The 16,443-nt window shown below is 28.0% G+C and carries 15 protein-coding genes and 2 pseudogenes; 6 read left to right on the forward strand and 11 right to left on the reverse strand.

What is annotated here, in order from left to right:
- Nucleotides 1-195 precede the first annotated feature (195 nt).
- From LLF98_RS06090 to LLF98_RS15405, 4 genes and pseudogenes are all read right to left on the reverse strand, one after another.
- Nucleotides 196-888 carry a hypothetical protein gene (locus tag LLF98_RS06090; RefSeq protein ID WP_291701885.1) on the reverse strand — a complete coding sequence of 231 codons (693 nt, stop codon included), beginning with the start codon at nt 886-888 and terminating at the stop codon, nt 196-198.
- Between the two features lie 272 nt (nt 889-1,160).
- A pseudogene (locus tag LLF98_RS06095) lies at nt 1,161-1,328 on the reverse strand (DUF3892 domain-containing protein); the annotation flags it as partial.
- Between the two features lie 60 nt (nt 1,329-1,388).
- Nucleotides 1,389-2,219, reverse strand: coding sequence for a hypothetical protein (locus tag LLF98_RS06100; RefSeq protein ID WP_291701887.1), 831 nt, complete (start codon nt 2,217-2,219; stop codon nt 1,389-1,391).
- Between the two features lie 205 nt (nt 2,220-2,424).
- Nucleotides 2,425-2,487 carry a helix-turn-helix domain-containing protein gene (locus LLF98_RS15405; protein WP_366512073.1) on the reverse strand — a complete coding sequence of 21 codons (63 nt, stop codon included), beginning with the start codon at nt 2,485-2,487 and terminating at the stop codon, nt 2,425-2,427.
- Between the two features lie 128 nt (nt 2,488-2,615).
- Here LLF98_RS15405 and LLF98_RS06105 point away from each other — a divergent pair, with 128 nt between their 5' ends.
- The 4 genes and pseudogenes from LLF98_RS06105 to galE all read left to right on the forward strand — a co-directional run bounded on the left by LLF98_RS06105 (nt 2,616) and on the right by galE (nt 4,526).
- Nucleotides 2,616-3,083, forward strand: coding sequence for an RNA-binding protein (locus tag LLF98_RS06105; RefSeq protein WP_291701888.1), 468 nt, complete (start codon nt 2,616-2,618; stop codon nt 3,081-3,083).
- Between the two features lie 171 nt (nt 3,084-3,254).
- Complete coding sequence (locus tag LLF98_RS15410; protein WP_366512074.1) at nt 3,255-3,335, forward strand: hypothetical protein; 81 nt, start codon at nt 3,255-3,257, stop codon at nt 3,333-3,335.
- A pseudogene (locus LLF98_RS06110) lies at nt 3,316-3,462 on the forward strand (galactokinase); the annotation flags it as partial. The gene LLF98_RS15410 and the pseudogene LLF98_RS06110, both read left to right, overlap by 20 nt.
- A 68-nt stretch (nt 3,463-3,530) precedes the next feature.
- Nucleotides 3,531-4,526 carry a UDP-glucose 4-epimerase GalE gene (gene galE, locus LLF98_RS06115; protein ID WP_291701890.1) on the forward strand — a complete coding sequence of 332 codons (996 nt, stop codon included), beginning with the start codon at nt 3,531-3,533 and terminating at the stop codon, nt 4,524-4,526.
- A 274-nt stretch (nt 4,527-4,800) separates the two neighbouring features.
- Here galE and LLF98_RS06120 read toward each other — a convergent pair whose 3' ends face one another.
- Complete coding sequence (locus tag LLF98_RS06120) at nt 4,801-5,361, reverse strand: carbonic anhydrase (RefSeq protein ID WP_291701892.1); 561 nt, start codon at nt 5,359-5,361, stop codon at nt 4,801-4,803.
- A 764-nt stretch (nt 5,362-6,125) separates the two neighbouring features.
- On the opposite strand from LLF98_RS06120, the gene LLF98_RS06125 reads away from it, so the two are divergent.
- Nucleotides 6,126-6,308 (forward strand): hypothetical protein, encoded by a 183-nt coding sequence (locus tag LLF98_RS06125; protein ID WP_291701894.1) that lies wholly within the window; start codon nt 6,126-6,128, stop codon nt 6,306-6,308.
- Nucleotides 6,309-6,691: 383 nt separating this feature from the next.
- Here LLF98_RS06125 and hydG read toward each other — a convergent pair whose 3' ends face one another.
- The 3 genes from hydG to LLF98_RS06140 all read right to left on the reverse strand — a co-directional run bounded on the left by hydG (nt 6,692) and on the right by LLF98_RS06140 (nt 9,700).
- Entirely contained in the window at nt 6,692-8,110 is a 1,419-nt protein-coding gene (gene hydG / locus LLF98_RS06130; protein WP_291701896.1) for a [FeFe] hydrogenase H-cluster radical SAM maturase HydG, read from the reverse strand.
- Between the two features lie 144 nt (nt 8,111-8,254).
- Entirely contained in the window at nt 8,255-8,506 is a 252-nt protein-coding gene (locus LLF98_RS06135; protein ID WP_291701898.1) for a TM1266 family iron-only hydrogenase system putative regulator, read from the reverse strand.
- A 327-nt stretch (nt 8,507-8,833) separates the two neighbouring features.
- On the reverse strand, nt 8,834-9,700 hold the full coding sequence (locus LLF98_RS06140) for a Cof-type HAD-IIB family hydrolase (protein ID WP_291701900.1): 867 nt from the start codon (nt 9,698-9,700) through the stop codon (nt 8,834-8,836).
- Between the two features lie 430 nt (nt 9,701-10,130).
- Between LLF98_RS06140 and LLF98_RS06145 the strand changes: the two genes are divergently transcribed.
- Nucleotides 10,131-10,823: a PHP domain-containing protein gene (locus tag LLF98_RS06145; protein WP_291701902.1), complete on the forward strand. Its 693-nt coding sequence runs from the start codon at nt 10,131-10,133 to the stop codon at nt 10,821-10,823.
- 309 nt (nt 10,824-11,132) lie between these two features.
- Here LLF98_RS06145 and LLF98_RS06150 read toward each other — a convergent pair whose 3' ends face one another.
- The 3 genes from LLF98_RS06150 to LLF98_RS06160 form a co-directional block, all read right to left on the reverse strand.
- Nucleotides 11,133-13,889 carry a calcium-translocating P-type ATPase, PMCA-type gene (locus LLF98_RS06150; RefSeq protein ID WP_291701904.1) on the reverse strand — a complete coding sequence of 919 codons (2,757 nt, stop codon included), beginning with the start codon at nt 13,887-13,889 and terminating at the stop codon, nt 11,133-11,135.
- A 301-nt stretch (nt 13,890-14,190) separates the two neighbouring features.
- Nucleotides 14,191-15,975, reverse strand: a complete 1,785-nt coding sequence (gene recQ / locus LLF98_RS06155) for a DNA helicase RecQ (protein ID WP_291701906.1) — start codon at nt 15,973-15,975, stop codon at nt 14,191-14,193.
- A gap of 307 nt (nt 15,976-16,282) precedes the next feature.
- Complete coding sequence (locus LLF98_RS06160) at nt 16,283-16,441, reverse strand: hypothetical protein (protein ID WP_291701908.1); 159 nt, start codon at nt 16,439-16,441, stop codon at nt 16,283-16,285.
- Nucleotides 16,442-16,443: the final 2 nt, after the last annotated feature.

Consider the following 16,443-nt stretch of genomic DNA (forward strand, 5'->3'; position numbering starts at 1 on the left):
TACAAATACTTAATTTTAAGTTTATCTAATAAAACATTTTATCATACAACATTGACATTTTACTATATTATCTTTAAAATTGCTACTATTTATGACAATATTTCTTATATACATTTATAAATTCATTTCAAGTCGCTTATGCTCCATTTTATTTTAAAATACTTCCTATTTCTTATACATATAAATGAAAAATAGTTAATTACTTTTTTTCATAGCCTTATCTTTTACATATTGGTTATATTCTTCTATTGTATAAAGTTGTGGTTCTCTTACTTCTTCTAAGAAATGTGATGCTTCTGCATCAGCATTAGTAAATGCTAAGACTGATTTATGCATTTCTATTGCCTTATTAAAATCTCTATATTCATCTTTAGGTACATAAGCCCCCATATGCCATCTTATCATTAAACATTCTTCTAATGTTAATTTAACAAATTGTTGAAGTAAAATCACACTCTTTTCTCCATGTCCTAAAGGAATTTTCTCATCAAATTCATAAGACGCATATCCTATCCATTTTCCTGTCAACTCATTCTTTTTTAATCGCATTGTTTTTTCGTAGAGATTACATTTACAAAGATCATGTAAATACCCAGTTAAATAAATCGTATCATTACTTAATCCGAGCTTATATTGTTTATTCTTCTGAATTAATAATTCAACAACATTATCTGAATGAAATGCTAATCCTCCATCAAAGTTTGAATGAAACTTTGTAGATGCTGGTGCAGTAAAATAATCTGTTCTATCTACAAGATATTTTATTAATTCATCTATTCCCTCTCTTTTAATAGATCTTAATCTTTCTATTATTCTATCTTTTAATTCTTTCTTTTCTTGCGCTGCTTTAGCCTTCGTCAATTCTTTTAAATCACTTAAATCACTCATTCATACATCTCCTAACATTAACCAAGTTTTTATTATTGTTAATTTTTCCCTAAAGGCATATATCTATTCATTCTTATGCCTCTTTTATCATTTTAACACTTTTATCAAAAAACTCATATCATTCTATTATAATGATATGAGTTTTATAATTCATATATTTTTATTTCAATTGTTACAATTCCATAATATTTTACACTTACATTATATTTTGAAAAATTTTTTTATTCTTCTATAATTGGTAAAGAACTTAAATTGTTTAATTCATCCTCATCTCACAAACTTCTTAAGTATTCTTTACCTTTTCTTGATGTTGCAACCGATACTCCAGATATAGTGCCAGCTTTAGCTAATTCTACACCTCTTTCTTTTGTTATTTGTTCTCCATTGGAAAGTTCATATCCTGTTATCTCTCCTGAATGTTTAATTATTGCTGTTATTGAATTTTTATCATCTAATTTACACCTAACAAATAAATGCGGGTTTTGTTTATAGAGAAATATCTATACTTTAAAACCTGCATATTTTTTTGAATTTGCCTTATATTCTTTTTGCAATTTACTTACTACATTTTCTTCATTATATCTATTAAATGGCCACATTTTAGTTTCTATTTTACACCTAATCCACTCTGCTTTTAAATATATTTGCACAATATCTTCTATATCTCTATTTAATTTTTCAATCTCATTCTCCCAATCATTTATTATATAATCACTTTGTTTAACTATTTCTCTTATTAGTACACAATCATCCTTATAAGCTACTTTAGCATTATTTCTTAAACCCAATAAATTCGTCTCTTTTATTTCAGTTATCCTTTGAATTTTTTTATTATTTATTGCTATATTCAAAATCTCGATTAATACTTTTCTTTCACTTATTACATCCACAACTTCATAAAATTTAGTCACAAGTTCATCATCATTATCCACAGCTTTAATAGTATTTCTACAATAATACATTAACAAATAACTATTAATTGTATCTTTTAATTCCTCAATTTTAGAAATTAATTTACTATCGAGCTTTGATGTAAAATCAAGATACATTTTTATTAATGATACATTTTTCTCCAGCTCTCTTCTATAAGCTATTTTATTAGTTCCCTCTTTAGTTATAATATATAAATTAGTTATATTGCTCAATTCTTTCAGCGTTGCAATATGTCCCCTCAGTGTAGTAATCCATATTACTCTAAATTTTGTAATATTATTTATATAAAGACCCTTTTTATTTAGAAATAAGTTCAATACTCCTGTAAAAAAAGTAATTATTATTCCTATAAATGTGATTATATCAATTATTTCTAACTCAACGTCTCCAATTCTCATAAATTACTCCTGAATTCTTAAAAATATATTCTCTTTTTGTTTTTCCTTATTTCATTATTTTATATACATTCAAATTTCACTTATTAGCATCATTTGTAGTTAATAACACGATTACTGTATGTGAACTACCACCACTTATAGAAATAGATGGCGCTATGTTAACCTTTTTTCTGATTTTTTTAAGTGCTTAGGATTAGAAAAAGTTTTAGCTAGGTATGTTTTTTTGTTCTTTATTTGGATACACTCTGTATTTATAAGCTTTTAACATTATTTTACCTCATTTCATTCTTTGATTTTCAATATATTTTTTTAATTCTAAAAAAATAATTTATCTGTATCGTTTTCCCCTTAACTGCAATAGATTATACTAAAGCAATTAACAAAAAAGGTGGTAAAATGAATCCTTTATTAAGCATGATAATTTCTTCAATTTTTTCTGGTATGGTAGGGGGAATGGGAAATAACATGATGAATCCTATGATGCCTAATCAAAATAGAGGAAATAATTTAAACCAAATAAGTGGTAATCCTAATATTAATATGATGGCTGCTAATCCATTATTAAATATGCTTATGGGAGCCATGGGCGGTGGAAATTCTATGAATGGAAATCCTTTAATGAGCATGTTAATGAATAGTATGGGTGGTGGCAATGCTAACAGTAATCCTTTTAATAATATGAATGGAAATAATTCTAATAGGAATAATGCTAATATGAATAGTACTAATACTAACATGAACAACATGGGTGATATCAATTCACTTTTAAGCATGTTAATGGGAAATCAAAATAACACAGGAAATATGAACAACATGAATCCTGTAAATAATAATTCAAGTAGACATTCTCATTCAAAAAAATAATATGAATTATAATAAGTAGCTTAAGTTCTAAGCTACTTATTATAATTAACTTTAAGTATGCGTTTAGAATAATTTTAAGTTCTTATTCCCTTACAATATCAGTAACCCTTTTCTATCTTACCCCAATGTTCTTCTATTATCCTACAGACACCTAAGTTAAAAATTGATTTTATTGAATTATTTCAAAAACATTCTGAAAATGTTTTCTTTTCTCCTGGAAGGGTTAATTTAATATATTTCTTTAAGAGATGATTATGAAGTTACTGGAGTAGAATTAGATACCTTGGTTTCTTTAGCTTTGGAAACTGATGGCGTGGTTAGTGCTCGTATGACAGGAGCAGGCTTCGGTGGATGTACAGTTAGTATTGTTAAAGAAAACTAAGTTGATATCCGCCTAAAATAAGCTTATTATAATTAATATATTCGAAAATAAAAGGAGATGTTATTATGTCAATTTTAGTTTGTGGTGGTGCTGGATATATCGGCTCACATACAGTACATGAACTTATAAATCAAAATAAGGACGTTATAATAGTTGATAATTTACAAACAGGTCATATAAAAGCTATAAATCCTAAAGCAAAGTTTTATAAAGGTGATATAAGAGATGCTGAATTTTTAGATAAAGTTTTTTTTGAAAATAACATTGAAGCTGTGATACATTTTGCTGCTAATTCCTTAGTTGGGGAAAGTATGGAAAAACCTCTGTTATATTTCAACAATAATGTATATGGAATGCAAATTCTACTTGAAAGTATGGTAAAACATAACATTAAAAATATAGTTTTCTCTTCAACTGCTGCAGTATATGGAGAACCAAAGAAAATTCCTATTCTTGAAGACGATGAAACAAATCCAACTAATACTTATGGCGAAACAAAATTAACTATGGAAAAAATGATGAAATGGGTTAGCAAAGCTTATGGAATAACTTATGTTTCTTTAAGATACTTTAATGCATGTGGTGCTCTTTCCGATGGAAGTATCGGTGAAGATCATTTTCCTGAAAGTCACTTAATACCATTAATTCTTCAAGTTCCATTAAAGAAGAGAGATGCTATAACTGTTTTTGGAGATGATTATGAAACTCCGGACGGTACTTGTATTAGAGATTATATTCATGTACTTGACTTAGCAGATGCTCATATAAAAGCTGTTGAATATTTACAAAAAGGTAATGAAAGTAATATTTTCAACCTTGGTAATGGCGTTGGCTTTAGTGTTAAGGAAATGATTGATTGTGCAAAAGAAGCTACTAATGAAGATATTAAAATTATCATAGGCGCACGACGTGCTGGAGATCCTGCAAAATTAATTGCTTCAAATGAAAAAGCAAAGAAAATATTAGGTTGGGATCCTAAATATACAGATGTAAAAGATGTCATAAGTACTGCTTGGGGATGGCATAAAAATCATCCAGATGGCTATGGAGACCCTAAATAAGAGGAACTCAAAATGATAAACTATGAGATAAACAGACTTATAAATTTTGCTATTCAACAAAAACTTATAGTAGAAGAAGATACAATATACGCTACTAATATGGTAATTTGAATTTTAGTCATGGTTTTATTATGCATGATAGTACTCTTCTTTTTTTAAAGTTGGTTTAAGCAATACTATCATGCATATTTTTTATTCTTTTTACAAGTAATTAAATGAAAAAAAATCAAATTTACTCAAATGTATAGTGTCCACTTAATTAAATCTTGCGACACTAGTTGTCTCCATTTATTATGATTTCTATTTCTCCTGTTTCTGGACTCATAATAAGACCATGTACTTTTACACCTTTGGGAAATAAAGGGTGATCCTTTATTATTCTTACGCTTTCTTTTATTGATTCTTCAACAGATTCAAATCCATGAAGCCACCTTTCAACATTAACTCCTGCATTTTTTAATATTAACAAAGTTTCTTCTTTTATCCCTCTATCTATCATTTTATTAATAAGACTTTTTGTGTCTAAATTACTCATTCCACAGCCATGGTGTCCTATTACAAAAACATCTTCTGCTCCAAATTCATATACTGAAACTAATATACTTCTCATTACCCCACCAAAAGGATGCATAACAGTTGCCCCTGCATCTTTTATTATTTTTGCATCACCATTTTTTATATTCAGCGCTTTCGGTAATAGTTCTGTCAATCTTGTATCCATACATGATAATATCACCATTTTTTTCTTAGGTATTTTAGTTGTTACGTACTCTTCATAACCCTTATTGTTTATAAAATTTCTATTATAATCTATTATTTGTTCTAATTTACTCATTTAGCCCCACATCCTCGTAAATTTAGTTGGTATCTTACATATATTTATTTTATTAAATTAATATTAAGTTAAGTTTGGAGTGTTGTAAAGAATATTTTGTTCTTGTAACTGCTTCTAGATTATTACTTTCACCCATTAACATAATATATTGCAGTACATTATTATTTTTTTATATATAGTTGCTTTATTACTATTCCATGCCTTAATAACAACTTTTCCTTGTAACACCCCAACTTCTTCCGTCTCTGTTCCTAGTATAACAAGATTTACTATAAGATCTGATAGACTCTATGGCAACAGGTTTCCTATTAAACAGAATTACTGGAATATTCTTTTCTTTAATTTTATTAATAACTACTCGTATACTGTTTGTTTTCACTAAATTTAATAATAAAAGATCCACATTGTTTTTTCAAGTAATGTATCAATACTCTTATTTTGTATGGACTGATCATTCTTGCCATCATAAAAAGTAAATTCAACCTTTCCTTTATTTCCTTTTTGAATTTCTTCTAAATTTTGGTGAACTAGCGAAATGTAAACATCATCAAATCTGTATAATAATACACCTATTTTAATTGAGTATAGTTTTATACTTCTATTATGCATTTTAATAAAAAAGTTTATACTAGTAAGTAATACTAAATTCCTTCTAAATATGAATGGTGAAAGTTTATTATTATTACCCACTATTGAATATTAAAATATTATTTTAACTATTGGTAATACTAAGAGTAATATAAAATGAAAGTAGGGGTTTTATTATGTCAAAAATGAAATATATTAAAGATTTCACAAATGTTATTCAATCGCTCACTTCTACCAAACATGCTAAACCTTCAAAAGAGCCTAATGATGGATACTTTATTGAAAAAAATCCAAATGATAGTTTTAGTTCTGAAGGAACTGTTAGATATGGAGAGGAACAAGATGTTGATGATTTATAAAGTGATTCTTAATTTCAGGTGAAGTTTCTTAATATGAATACAATTTTCTCCACCTCTTTCTTAGTTTTATAAAAATCTACCCCTGGCATATGAATATTAACAGTAGCTTTACCTTGATTAGCTGCATCGCCTTTATTTAACTTATATAAAAAAAGTGTTTGGTTTTGTTTTTGCTTACATCACTAATTATATATACCTTATGATTTACTCTCCATACGAAATTCTTCATACTTTTATCAAATTTCTTAAGTGAGAGTCCAAATTTTACATTTGGTTTCTCGAACTTAGTTAACGACTGAAGGGTGTTAACTACATTGAAAAAATCAACCAGCTCAAAATTGAACTGATTGATTTTTTTAATTATATTTTCACTAACTTGTTTACTAAAATCTAAAATCACGTTTTCCTTCATTTAATTTACTTAAATTTTCTTCAACAATTTTCTTAACTTTTTCACTTGGAATCTTTGGAATTTCATTTTTAATTACTTCTTCACCTTTTCTTCTTGTATCTTCTGACGCATAGTCTTCTAAATACTCTTTTAAAGTCATAAGTGAATTAGGTTGACAGCAATTTGCTATTTGCCCTGACTTAACAAGACTCATAAATCTATCTCCTGTTCTTCCTTCTCTATAGCAAGCAGTACAGAAACTTGGAATATAGCCCATTTCAAGCAACCAATTTACTATTTCATCTAAAGTTCTATCATCATTTACATCAAATTGAGCTGAATTCTCTTCTTCTTTTTCTTTCTCTGCATATCCGCCAACACTTGTAGATGATGCTCCACTTATTTGAGAGACTCCAAGATGAAGCACTCTTTCTCTTGATTTTTGAGACTCTCTAGTTGAAACAATAATGCCTGTGTATGGAACTGCAATTCTAAGTATTGCTACTATTTTAGCAAATATATCATCTGAAATTGCATTAGTAAATTCATCTGGATTTATATCATCAGCTGGTCTTATTCTTGGTACACTTAGTGTATGTGGTCCAACTCCCTTAGCTGCTTCTAAATGTTCTGCATGCATAAGAAGTCCAACAAAATCATATCTGTACATATTCAATCCAAATAATACACCCATGCCAACATCATCAATCCCACCTTCCATTGCTCTGTCCATTGCTTCTGTATGGTAATCATAATCATGCTTTGGTCCTGTTGGGTGAAGTTCTTCATATATTTTCTTGTTATATGTTTCTTGGAATAATATGTATGTTCCGATTCCTGCTTCCTTTAACTTTGCGTAATTTTCAACAGTTGTAGCTGCAATATTTACATTAACTCTTCTAATGTCTCCATTTTTATGTTTTATGCTATAAATTGTTTTTATACTCTCAAGCACATACTCAATTGGAGAATTTATTGGATCTTCTCCAGTTTCTAATGCAAGTCTTTTATGTCCAAGGTCTTGAAGTGCTATTACTTCTTTCTTAATTTCTTCTTGAGTAAGTTTTTTTCTTGCTATATGTTTGTTGTTATGATGATATGGACAATAAATACATCCATTCACGCAGTAGTTAGAAAGATATAACGGAGCAAACATCACTATTCTATTGCCATAAAATTTTTGCTTAATTTCTTGTGCAAGTTTATAAATTTTCTCATTTTCATCTTCTAATTCACATTCAAGTAAAACTATTGCTTCTCTGTGTGAAAGTCCCTTGCACTCTTTAGCTTTTTCTAAAATTTCATTGATTAATTCTCTGTTGTTTTTATTTACCTTAGCATATTCAAGACTTTCTAGAATTTCCTTGTCATCAATAAATTCTGTTGCTATTTTTGATTTTACGTTATACATATATTTATCTCTTCCTTCTTTAATTAAATTTTTCTTTTCTTACCTCTTTGGGTGTCTCTAAAGGTGTTCATAAGATAAATTTATTTATTAAATCTATTTATTAGCTTATATTTTTTTGAATGGCAATTAACTTATTGCATAAATTTATTTTCCAATTTTCGAATAAACTGTTTTAACGTTTATGCCCTCAATCATACCTAATTTCCCTGATAATGAACTTATAACATCATTAGTAGCATCAATAACTACACTTATTATGCTCACATTCTTTTCCCTATAAGGTATTCCCATTCTGCCAATAATACATTGCCCATATTCATGCAAAATAGTATTCACTTTTTCTGTAACATTGGTATCTTCTACTACGATTCCAATTAATGCAATTCTTGTACCCATATTAATTATTTCCTTTCAAAAAAATAATCTCTGTGCAAAAAAAGGCACAGAGATAGTGTATTCAAAGCTATCTTATAATACCGCCTTATCATTTGGGACTAACCCTCATGTACTTCAGAACGATTTCGTTTTTACAAAGTCTAGGGTCGGGTCATTCTTAGCTTAATCTAAAGAGATGAGAGTTTTAGAACGACTAGACATCAGATAAATCTTTCTTCTAGGTTTTATCTTCAAAGTCAGATTATATTATCATTTTATCACAAATATATATTCTAGCAAAGCTAAAAAACCAATCCGTAATATTTAATTATCTTTCTTGTTAACTATTTATTTTTGTTCTTCTAAAACTTTATAAATTGCTTTTGCAACTCCTAAGTTAATGTTAGTATCAGTTGTGTATTTTGCTATTTCTTTTATTTCTGGAATAGCATTTCCCATTGCAACTGATTCAGTGAATTCTGTAAACATAGAATAATCATTGAAGCTATCTCCTAGTACTAAGACTTCATCTCTTTTGAATCCCATTTTTTCAGCTACTTTTGCAAGTATAATTCCTTTTTGTGCAGTTATATTGGTAATTTCTATATTATCTTTAAAAGAAGATGAAACAGCAACTCCTTTTATTTCTCCTATGATTTTTTTCATTTTATTTATAAGTTCTATATTATTATGAAAAGCTACAAACTTTCTAATTTCCATGTCACTATTTAAAAATTCATCTAAATCTGAAATATATTTAAGATTAACAAAGTATGGTTGAACCTTAGCAACTTCCATAGCTTTATCTTGGGTAAAATGTGGATTAAATGATAAAGTTCTATAAAACATTTCTTTTAGTGCTTCTTCCTTTGTATCAGTAGTATATATTCCTTTATTAGTAAATATTCTTGCAGTTACTTTTTCTTCTTGTAGAATATGTATTATTCTAGTTGCAGTATTTTGTTCTATATTAATTTCTTGTAATATATTTCCCTCTTCATCTCTATATTCTGCACCATTCATAAGAACACATTGACACTTTATATTATTTTCTTTTAAAACAGGTTCAACAGTATCATATTCTCTACCTGTTGAAATTGCAAATACAATTCCAGCCTCTTCTGCTTTCTTTATAGCAACTACCGTTTCTTCATCTATTTTATGTTTTTCATTTAATAGAGTCCCATCCATATCTGATGCAATAAGTTTTATCATTTTGAATCCTCTCCTTAACCGTTTTAATTAAATCTTATATATATTATACCAAAGTTTATTTATATAATTATAAAATTGAACACTATTTTCAAATAAATCTAAAGCTCGTCAATCCATTTTTCTTTAAGACATTTGTAAGACTGTATCCTCAAACTTAGCATTTTAAATAGTAAAGAGCTCTTTTAAAGTACTTTAATTATCTTAAAACAACTCTTTATTAACATTCACTTAAAACCACTTTTTTTATACATATTACTTTAAAATTTCACCAATACATTTTATTCCTTTAACAATTCTATCATTAGGCATATTCAAGAAATATTGTAGCTATTGTATAATACAAGAATTATCCTTTTAATATTATCTATGAATATATGCTTTAACAATTCACATATACTAAAAAGTGGATAACATTTAAATAGGAGTTATAATGTATAAAAAAGGTGATTTTCATATTCACTCTGTTTACTCAGATGGAGGATATACCCCTAGGGAAGTCGTTATGCTATCTAAGAAAAGGAACGTAGATATTATTGCTTTAACAGATCACAATAACACTTGTGGTTTAGATGAAGCTATTATGGCTGGAAAAGAGTTTGGAATCAAAGTCATTCCTGGAGTTGAACTTTCGACCAGATATAATAATGTTGGCGTACATGTTTTGGGATATTTTAAAGATGATAGTTATAAAAATGAGCTACTTGTTGAAGTATTAAAAAATGTAAAAGCTCATAAACTCTCAGGCATTAGACATATATTAGGAAAGCATATAAACTTTCATGTTCGAAAAGATAAACTATGCGTAGAGACAGGCATTGAAATTCTAAAATTCTTTGGGGCCACAGTTGTTTTAGCACATCCTGTCCTTTTAAACAGAGCTGATTTTAAGGCTATTATAAAAATGGATTTTGATGGACTTGAAGCTAAATACTTCAGTAATAGAGATGAGGATACTGAATACTTTTTAAAAGTAGCTAAAGATAAAAATTTACTTTATACAGCTGGCTCAGATTTTCATAGTTGCAATGAATTTTATAGAGCCCATGGAATAATAGGTGATGTGTATCTTAATGAAAAAGAGATATCTAACTTTTTAGTTGGAGGTAATTTACCTTATTTATAATTTTTTATAGATATCCAAAGCAAAAATTATGCTTATGCAGATATTTTATTAAAATAGAGGTGTGTGCATTTATTATTGTTATTACGCAAAAAATTGTAACTATACTATAGAAAAAACTATATATAGTTACAACTTTAATTATAAACCTTATCTAATATCTTTTTCAATTTTTAAGCATACATCCTGCAATTTTAGAATCATACATTATACCTTGATTTTTTACTTGTTTCTTCTCTACATATTTCATCACTTATGCATCTTCTATAGTTTTAATTAAAGATTAAGTCATTTAATCTCTTATGAAATATTTTATTTTTGTCTTTTGTATTTTCTTAAAACATATTTTACAATTTCATTTATTACTATTATCATAAATGCTAATCCTAAGACCTTAATCCACATTAATGGTGGTAATGCTACTGAACTAAAGAAACTAGTAAATACTTGTGTAAATATAATTTGTGCTACTCCTGTAATACATATTGTCTTAATTGCTATAGTATTTTTTAAGAAATTAGGGAATATACTATCTGTTCCAAATTCTCTACAGTTAAATGCATTAAATAAAGCACTAAATGCAAACAATCCAAATAAAACAGTTTCCATTTCGCTAGCAAATCCAATCTTTTCTGTTGATGCTCCTAAAATATTAAATTTCATTTGTATAAGTAAAATTGATGTTACATATATAGCATTTAAAACTATACATGTAATCATAGTTTTTGTAATTATATTTGCGTTTCTATCTACAGGTTTTTTATTAAATAGATTATTTCTAATTGGTTCTAAGCCTAGAACCAATGCTGGTGGTCCATCCATTATAATGTTAATCCATAACAATTGAATTGTAGTAAATGGCATATCAAAATTTAAAATTTGTGATATAATTGCAATTAAAAATGCAATTATATTTACTGTAATTTGGAATTGTATGAATCTTTGGAAATTTTGATATACTCCTCTTCCCCACTTTATTCCATGAATAATTGTAGTGAAGTTATCGTCTGTTAAGATTATATCAGCAGCATTTTTTGAAACTTCTGATCCTGAAATTCCCATTGCTATACCAACATCGGCTTTTGTCAAAGCTGGTGCATCATTTATTCCATCTCCAGTTACGCCGACTACTTCTCCATTATCTTGAAGTGCTCCTACAATTCTCATCTTTGTTTCTGGCTTACTTCTAGCTACAATAGCTATACTTTTAATTTCATCTTTTAATTCTTCATCACTTAAAGTATCAATATAAGTTGCTTCTACAGCTTTTTTACCATCTTTAAGCATTCCAAGCTCTTCTCCTATTGCAATCGCTGTATTTATATTATCTCCAGTTAACATCTTAGTTTCAACACCAGCTTTTTTAGCTGTTGCAATAGCTTCAATTACATCTGGTCTTAACGGATCTCTTATGGCAACAAAGCCACTAAACACTAATTCATTATTTCCATTTGATAATTCTGGCTTTAAAATGCTTATTTCACTTGTAACCGCAACCTCTGCTTCTACATCTTCTATAATTCTAAATCCAAAACCTAAAATTCTCATAGATTTTGCTTGCAATTTTTGTATCTCTTTTATTATTTCATTTTTTCTATCTTCTGTTAAATTAGCAAATTTACCATCTATTACTTCATTAGTAGAATTTGATAATATTATCTCTGGAGCACCCTTTACAAGCACTACATTGTTTTCTTTAATCTTCATAATTGTTGCCATAAACTTGTTTTTAGAATTAAAAGGAATCTGATGAATAATTTCATTTTCTTTTCTTTCCCTTTTATAATCATAATCCTCTAAATATGCAAGCAATGCACACTCTGTTGAATTCCCTAAGTAGTTCAATTTATCATCTTCAAAACTAATATGTGCAGTTGAATTTACAAGGCAATTTTTTATAAAGTGATCATCAATAGCTTCTTTATCTGTGAAAAATTTTCCGTTCAAATAAAGATTTTCTACAGTCATTCTGTTTTGTGTTAAAGTTCCAGTTTTATCTGAACAGATCACGCTGACAGAACCTATAGTTTCACAAGCTTCTTTTTTAGTAACTAATGCATTAATCTTAGCCATTTTTTGCATTGTGATTGCAAGTGTCATATTAATCATAGTTGGTAAGCCTTCTGGTACCGCTGCAACTATTAAAGCAATACATACAACAAAAGCTGTCTTCACAGCATCTATTGAATTTAAAAAAGGTATTATCCCTGACATATCTACATTTAATACATTAGATAAAATCATTTTTGCTACCATAAATATAAATAGTAGTCCTGCTATAACACTAGATATTTTAGTAATTGTTTTTCCTAAATTGCCCAATTTCCTTTGAAGTGGAGTTTCTTCTTCTTCAATTTGAAGTGTTTGAGCTATTCTACCCATTTCAGTATTGTCACCAATGCCAGTCACAACCATAATCGCTTTACCATAGGCAATTAACGTTCCTCCAAATCCCATATTAATTTGTTTAGCTGGGATTGGGTCCTGAATTTTCTTAACACCACTTCCCTCTATTTCTTCCATGCTAATTATAGCTTTAGCATCTTTTTTAACATCATCCGATTCACCTGTTAGCATATCTTCTCTAACTTTTAAATCTATTGTTTCAATGAATCTTCCATCTGCTGGTATCATATCTCCTGTTTCAAGATAAACAACATCTCCTGGGACTAAATCACTTTTACTAACTTGTGTTACTGTACCATTCCTAAGTACTTTTACCACAATATCTTCTGTCATTTTAGCTAAAGCTTCAGCTGCCTTTTTGGATTTCCCTTCAGTTATTATTCCAATTGTAATTCCTATAGCCACTGCACACACTATACCAATGGCATCATAATATTCTCCAATAATTCCGCTAACTAAAGCTGCTACCAATAAAATAAGCATCATTGGTTCTAATAAAGCATTCTTTATATCATTAAATATGCTTCCTTCTTCTTTACGTGTAAATTCATTTCTTCCATACTTTTCATTTCTCTCTTTTACTTTTGAGTCATTTAAACCAACTTCAAAGTTAACATCTAGGTTTTTTAGAACAGATTCTATACTTTCTTTAAAATATTTCATTTATTAAGCTCCTTTGTAAAAACATTAAACTCTATAAATAGACTTTAGGACACAAAATATATAGTCAATATTAAATTAACTTAATTATTGACTATCAATTCACATATTTATTATAAACTTTTTTTGATGTAATAGTATTTATTTTAACATATTTTAAATTTTATTTGTACTTTCATAAAACAAAAATAATAAATATATTTGGATTATTCTAAAACATATATATGAGAATAAAACGAATTATTTTGTAAGCCTGACAGGGTTGAAAAAGGCTGAAACATTAATTTTAATTCCAACCTTGTATTTATCGTTTGACTTCTTTTTCACTAGCTAGTTGTATTATATTCAATAATTCTTTTCCATAAGCTTCAATCTTCTTAGTACCAACACCTCTAATTTCTAATAGCTCATCTAAAGTTTTAGGTTTACTATTTGATATAGCAATTAAGCTTGTATCAGAAAATATTATGTATGGTTTTATTTTTTCTTTATAAGATTTTTCTTTTCTCCACTTCTTTAAGACCTCAAATAACTCTTTATTTAAAATTGGTTCTTCCTTGTCTAAAATCTTGAATACTACTGTTTCCTTACTTTTTAATATCTTCATTGATCTAGCATTAAGTTTTAGCATTGAGTATGTACCTTCCTTTAAATCAACAAACCCTTCATTTAATAAACTTTTAATTAAATCTTTTATAAAACCATTACCATACTCTTTCATTATTGCGTATGTGGTTACCTTATCCAAATTGTTCTGTATTATTTTAGGTCCTTTAAATCCCTTTAAGATATCCACAAGAACAGATATACCATATTGTTCTTTAGTTCTAAAAACTGTGGATAAAATCATTTGGCTCTCTCTTGTAAAATCTTTTAATTCATCATCATTTAAACAATTACTACAATTATTACAGTAACTTAACTTACGTTCATTTTTGAAGTAATTTAATATATATTTTCTGTAACATTCTTTTAAATTGCAATAATTAATCATGGATTGAAACTTTCTAAGTTGCACTTCTCTTCTATTCATCGAAGAGCTCTTATTTATTATATATTCTACTCTTCTTATATCAGCTTCACAATAAAATAAATAACAATCGCATTTTTCTCCATCTCTTCCTCCCCTACCTATTTCTTGATAGTAGGATTCTATATTCTGTGGAAGCGTAAAATGAATAATAAATCTTATATTAGATTTATCTATTCCCATACCAAAGGCGTTAGTTGCAATAATTATATCCAAATTCTCATATAAAAAATCTTCTTGAAATTTTTCTTTTTCTTCATCTTTAAGCCCACCATGATATTTGCCTACATTATATCCTAAGTCCTTTAAATAATAATAAAGATCATCCACTTCTTTTCTAGATGCACAATAAACTATTCCTGCTTCGCTCTCATTATCTCTTATTATATCTTTAAGTATTTCAAGTTTATCTACTTCTTTTAGCACATTAAGATTTAGATTTTCCCTATTAATATCTCCTTTATATACATATGGGTTATTTAAGCCTAGAAGTTTTATCGAATCTTCTCTAGCCTCTTCTGTTGCAGTAGCTGTAAATGCTGAAACAACTGGTTTATTTTTAAGAATGTTATAAAAACTTGAAATTTCTAAATAACTTTTTCTAAAATCATGCCCCCATTGTGATACACAGTGAGCTTCATCTATTGCAATTTGAGAAATATGAAGGTCTTTAATCATATCTCTGAATATTTTAGATTCAAGCCTTTCAGGGGAAATGTAAATTATCTTATATTCCCCCATAGATGCTTCAATTAATATATTTTTTATCATATCCATATTTTGAGTACTATTAATATATGCTGCCTTAATTCCAACACCTACTAGATTATCTACTTGATCTTTCATAAGTGAAATCAAAGGTGATATTACAATAGTTATCCCTTGAAATATTATTGCTGGAATCTGATAACAAACAGACTTACCACCGCCTGTTGGCATAAGGCAAAAAGTGTCTGCACCATTTAAAATGTTATTTATAATTTCAAATTGACCTTTTCTTAAAGTATCAAATCCATAACATTTTTTTAAAACATAAAAAATTTTTTCTTTGTTATCCAACTTTAATTTACCTTTCTTTATTTAAATAAACTGAAATTAAATTATCTCCTTAAAAATTATACCTTAGTAACAGTATATACCACACTTTTTATTTCTTAAACACAAATTAAAAAAACACTTTTAAATAACTTCAAAACTAGAGTTTCGCATTAATGCTACTAAATTTTCCATAAAGTAATGGATTTTTTACCAATGTTATTGCTACTCTGTGCTGCTCTCCACCCGAAAGTTGTGCTGAAAAGTTTAATGCTTTTATCATAATAAAAAGCACTCAACCCTTATAAGAATTGAATGCCCTTTAGCATACTTAAATTTTGAATTCTTGTGCTATTTCACTAAGTTTTTCAACCATCTCTGCTTGACTTTGTGCAGTTACTGCAGTCTGTAATATAGCTTTTGTTGTTTCATCAGACATATTGTTAACAAATTCTGCTTCATTATAGTATTGATCACCTGTAATTTTCATAA

The organism is Clostridium sp. (genome assembly GCF_021372645.1).
GTDB lineage: Bacteria > Bacillota > Clostridia > Clostridiales > Clostridiaceae > Clostridium.

Bases quoted from the DNA above. Each gene is read 5' to 3' on its own strand.
- LLF98_RS06090 (WP_291701885.1), bottom strand. From the start codon at position 888: ATGAGTGATTTAAGTGATTTAAAAGAATTGACGAAGGCTAAAGCAGCG.
- LLF98_RS06100 (WP_291701887.1), bottom strand. From the start codon at position 2,219: ATGAGAATTGGAGACGTTGAGTTAGAAATAATTGATATAATCACATTT.
- LLF98_RS06105 (WP_291701888.1), top strand. From the start codon at position 2,616: ATGAATCCTTTATTAAGCATGATAATTTCTTCAATTTTTTCTGGTATG.
- galE (WP_291701890.1), top strand. From the start codon at position 3,531: ATGTCAATTTTAGTTTGTGGTGGTGCTGGATATATCGGCTCACATACA.
- LLF98_RS06120 (WP_291701892.1), bottom strand. From the start codon at position 5,361: ATGAGTAAATTAGAACAAATAATAGATTATAATAGAAATTTTATAAAC.
- LLF98_RS06125 (WP_291701894.1), top strand. From the start codon at position 6,126: ATGTCAAAAATGAAATATATTAAAGATTTCACAAATGTTATTCAATCG.
- hydG (WP_291701896.1), bottom strand. From the start codon at position 8,110: ATGTATAACGTAAAATCAAAAATAGCAACAGAATTTATTGATGACAAG.
- LLF98_RS06135 (WP_291701898.1), bottom strand. From the start codon at position 8,506: ATGGGTACAAGAATTGCATTAATTGGAATCGTAGTAGAAGATACCAAT.
- LLF98_RS06140 (WP_291701900.1), bottom strand. From the start codon at position 9,700: ATGATAAAACTTATTGCATCAGATATGGATGGGACTCTATTAAATGAA.
- LLF98_RS06145 (WP_291701902.1), top strand. From the start codon at position 10,131: ATGTATAAAAAAGGTGATTTTCATATTCACTCTGTTTACTCAGATGGA.
- LLF98_RS06150 (WP_291701904.1), bottom strand. From the start codon at position 13,889: ATGAAATATTTTAAAGAAAGTATAGAATCTGTTCTAAAAAACCTAGAT.
- LLF98_RS06160 (WP_291701908.1), bottom strand. From the start codon at position 16,441: ATGAAAATTACAGGTGATCAATACTATAATGAAGCAGAATTTGTTAAC.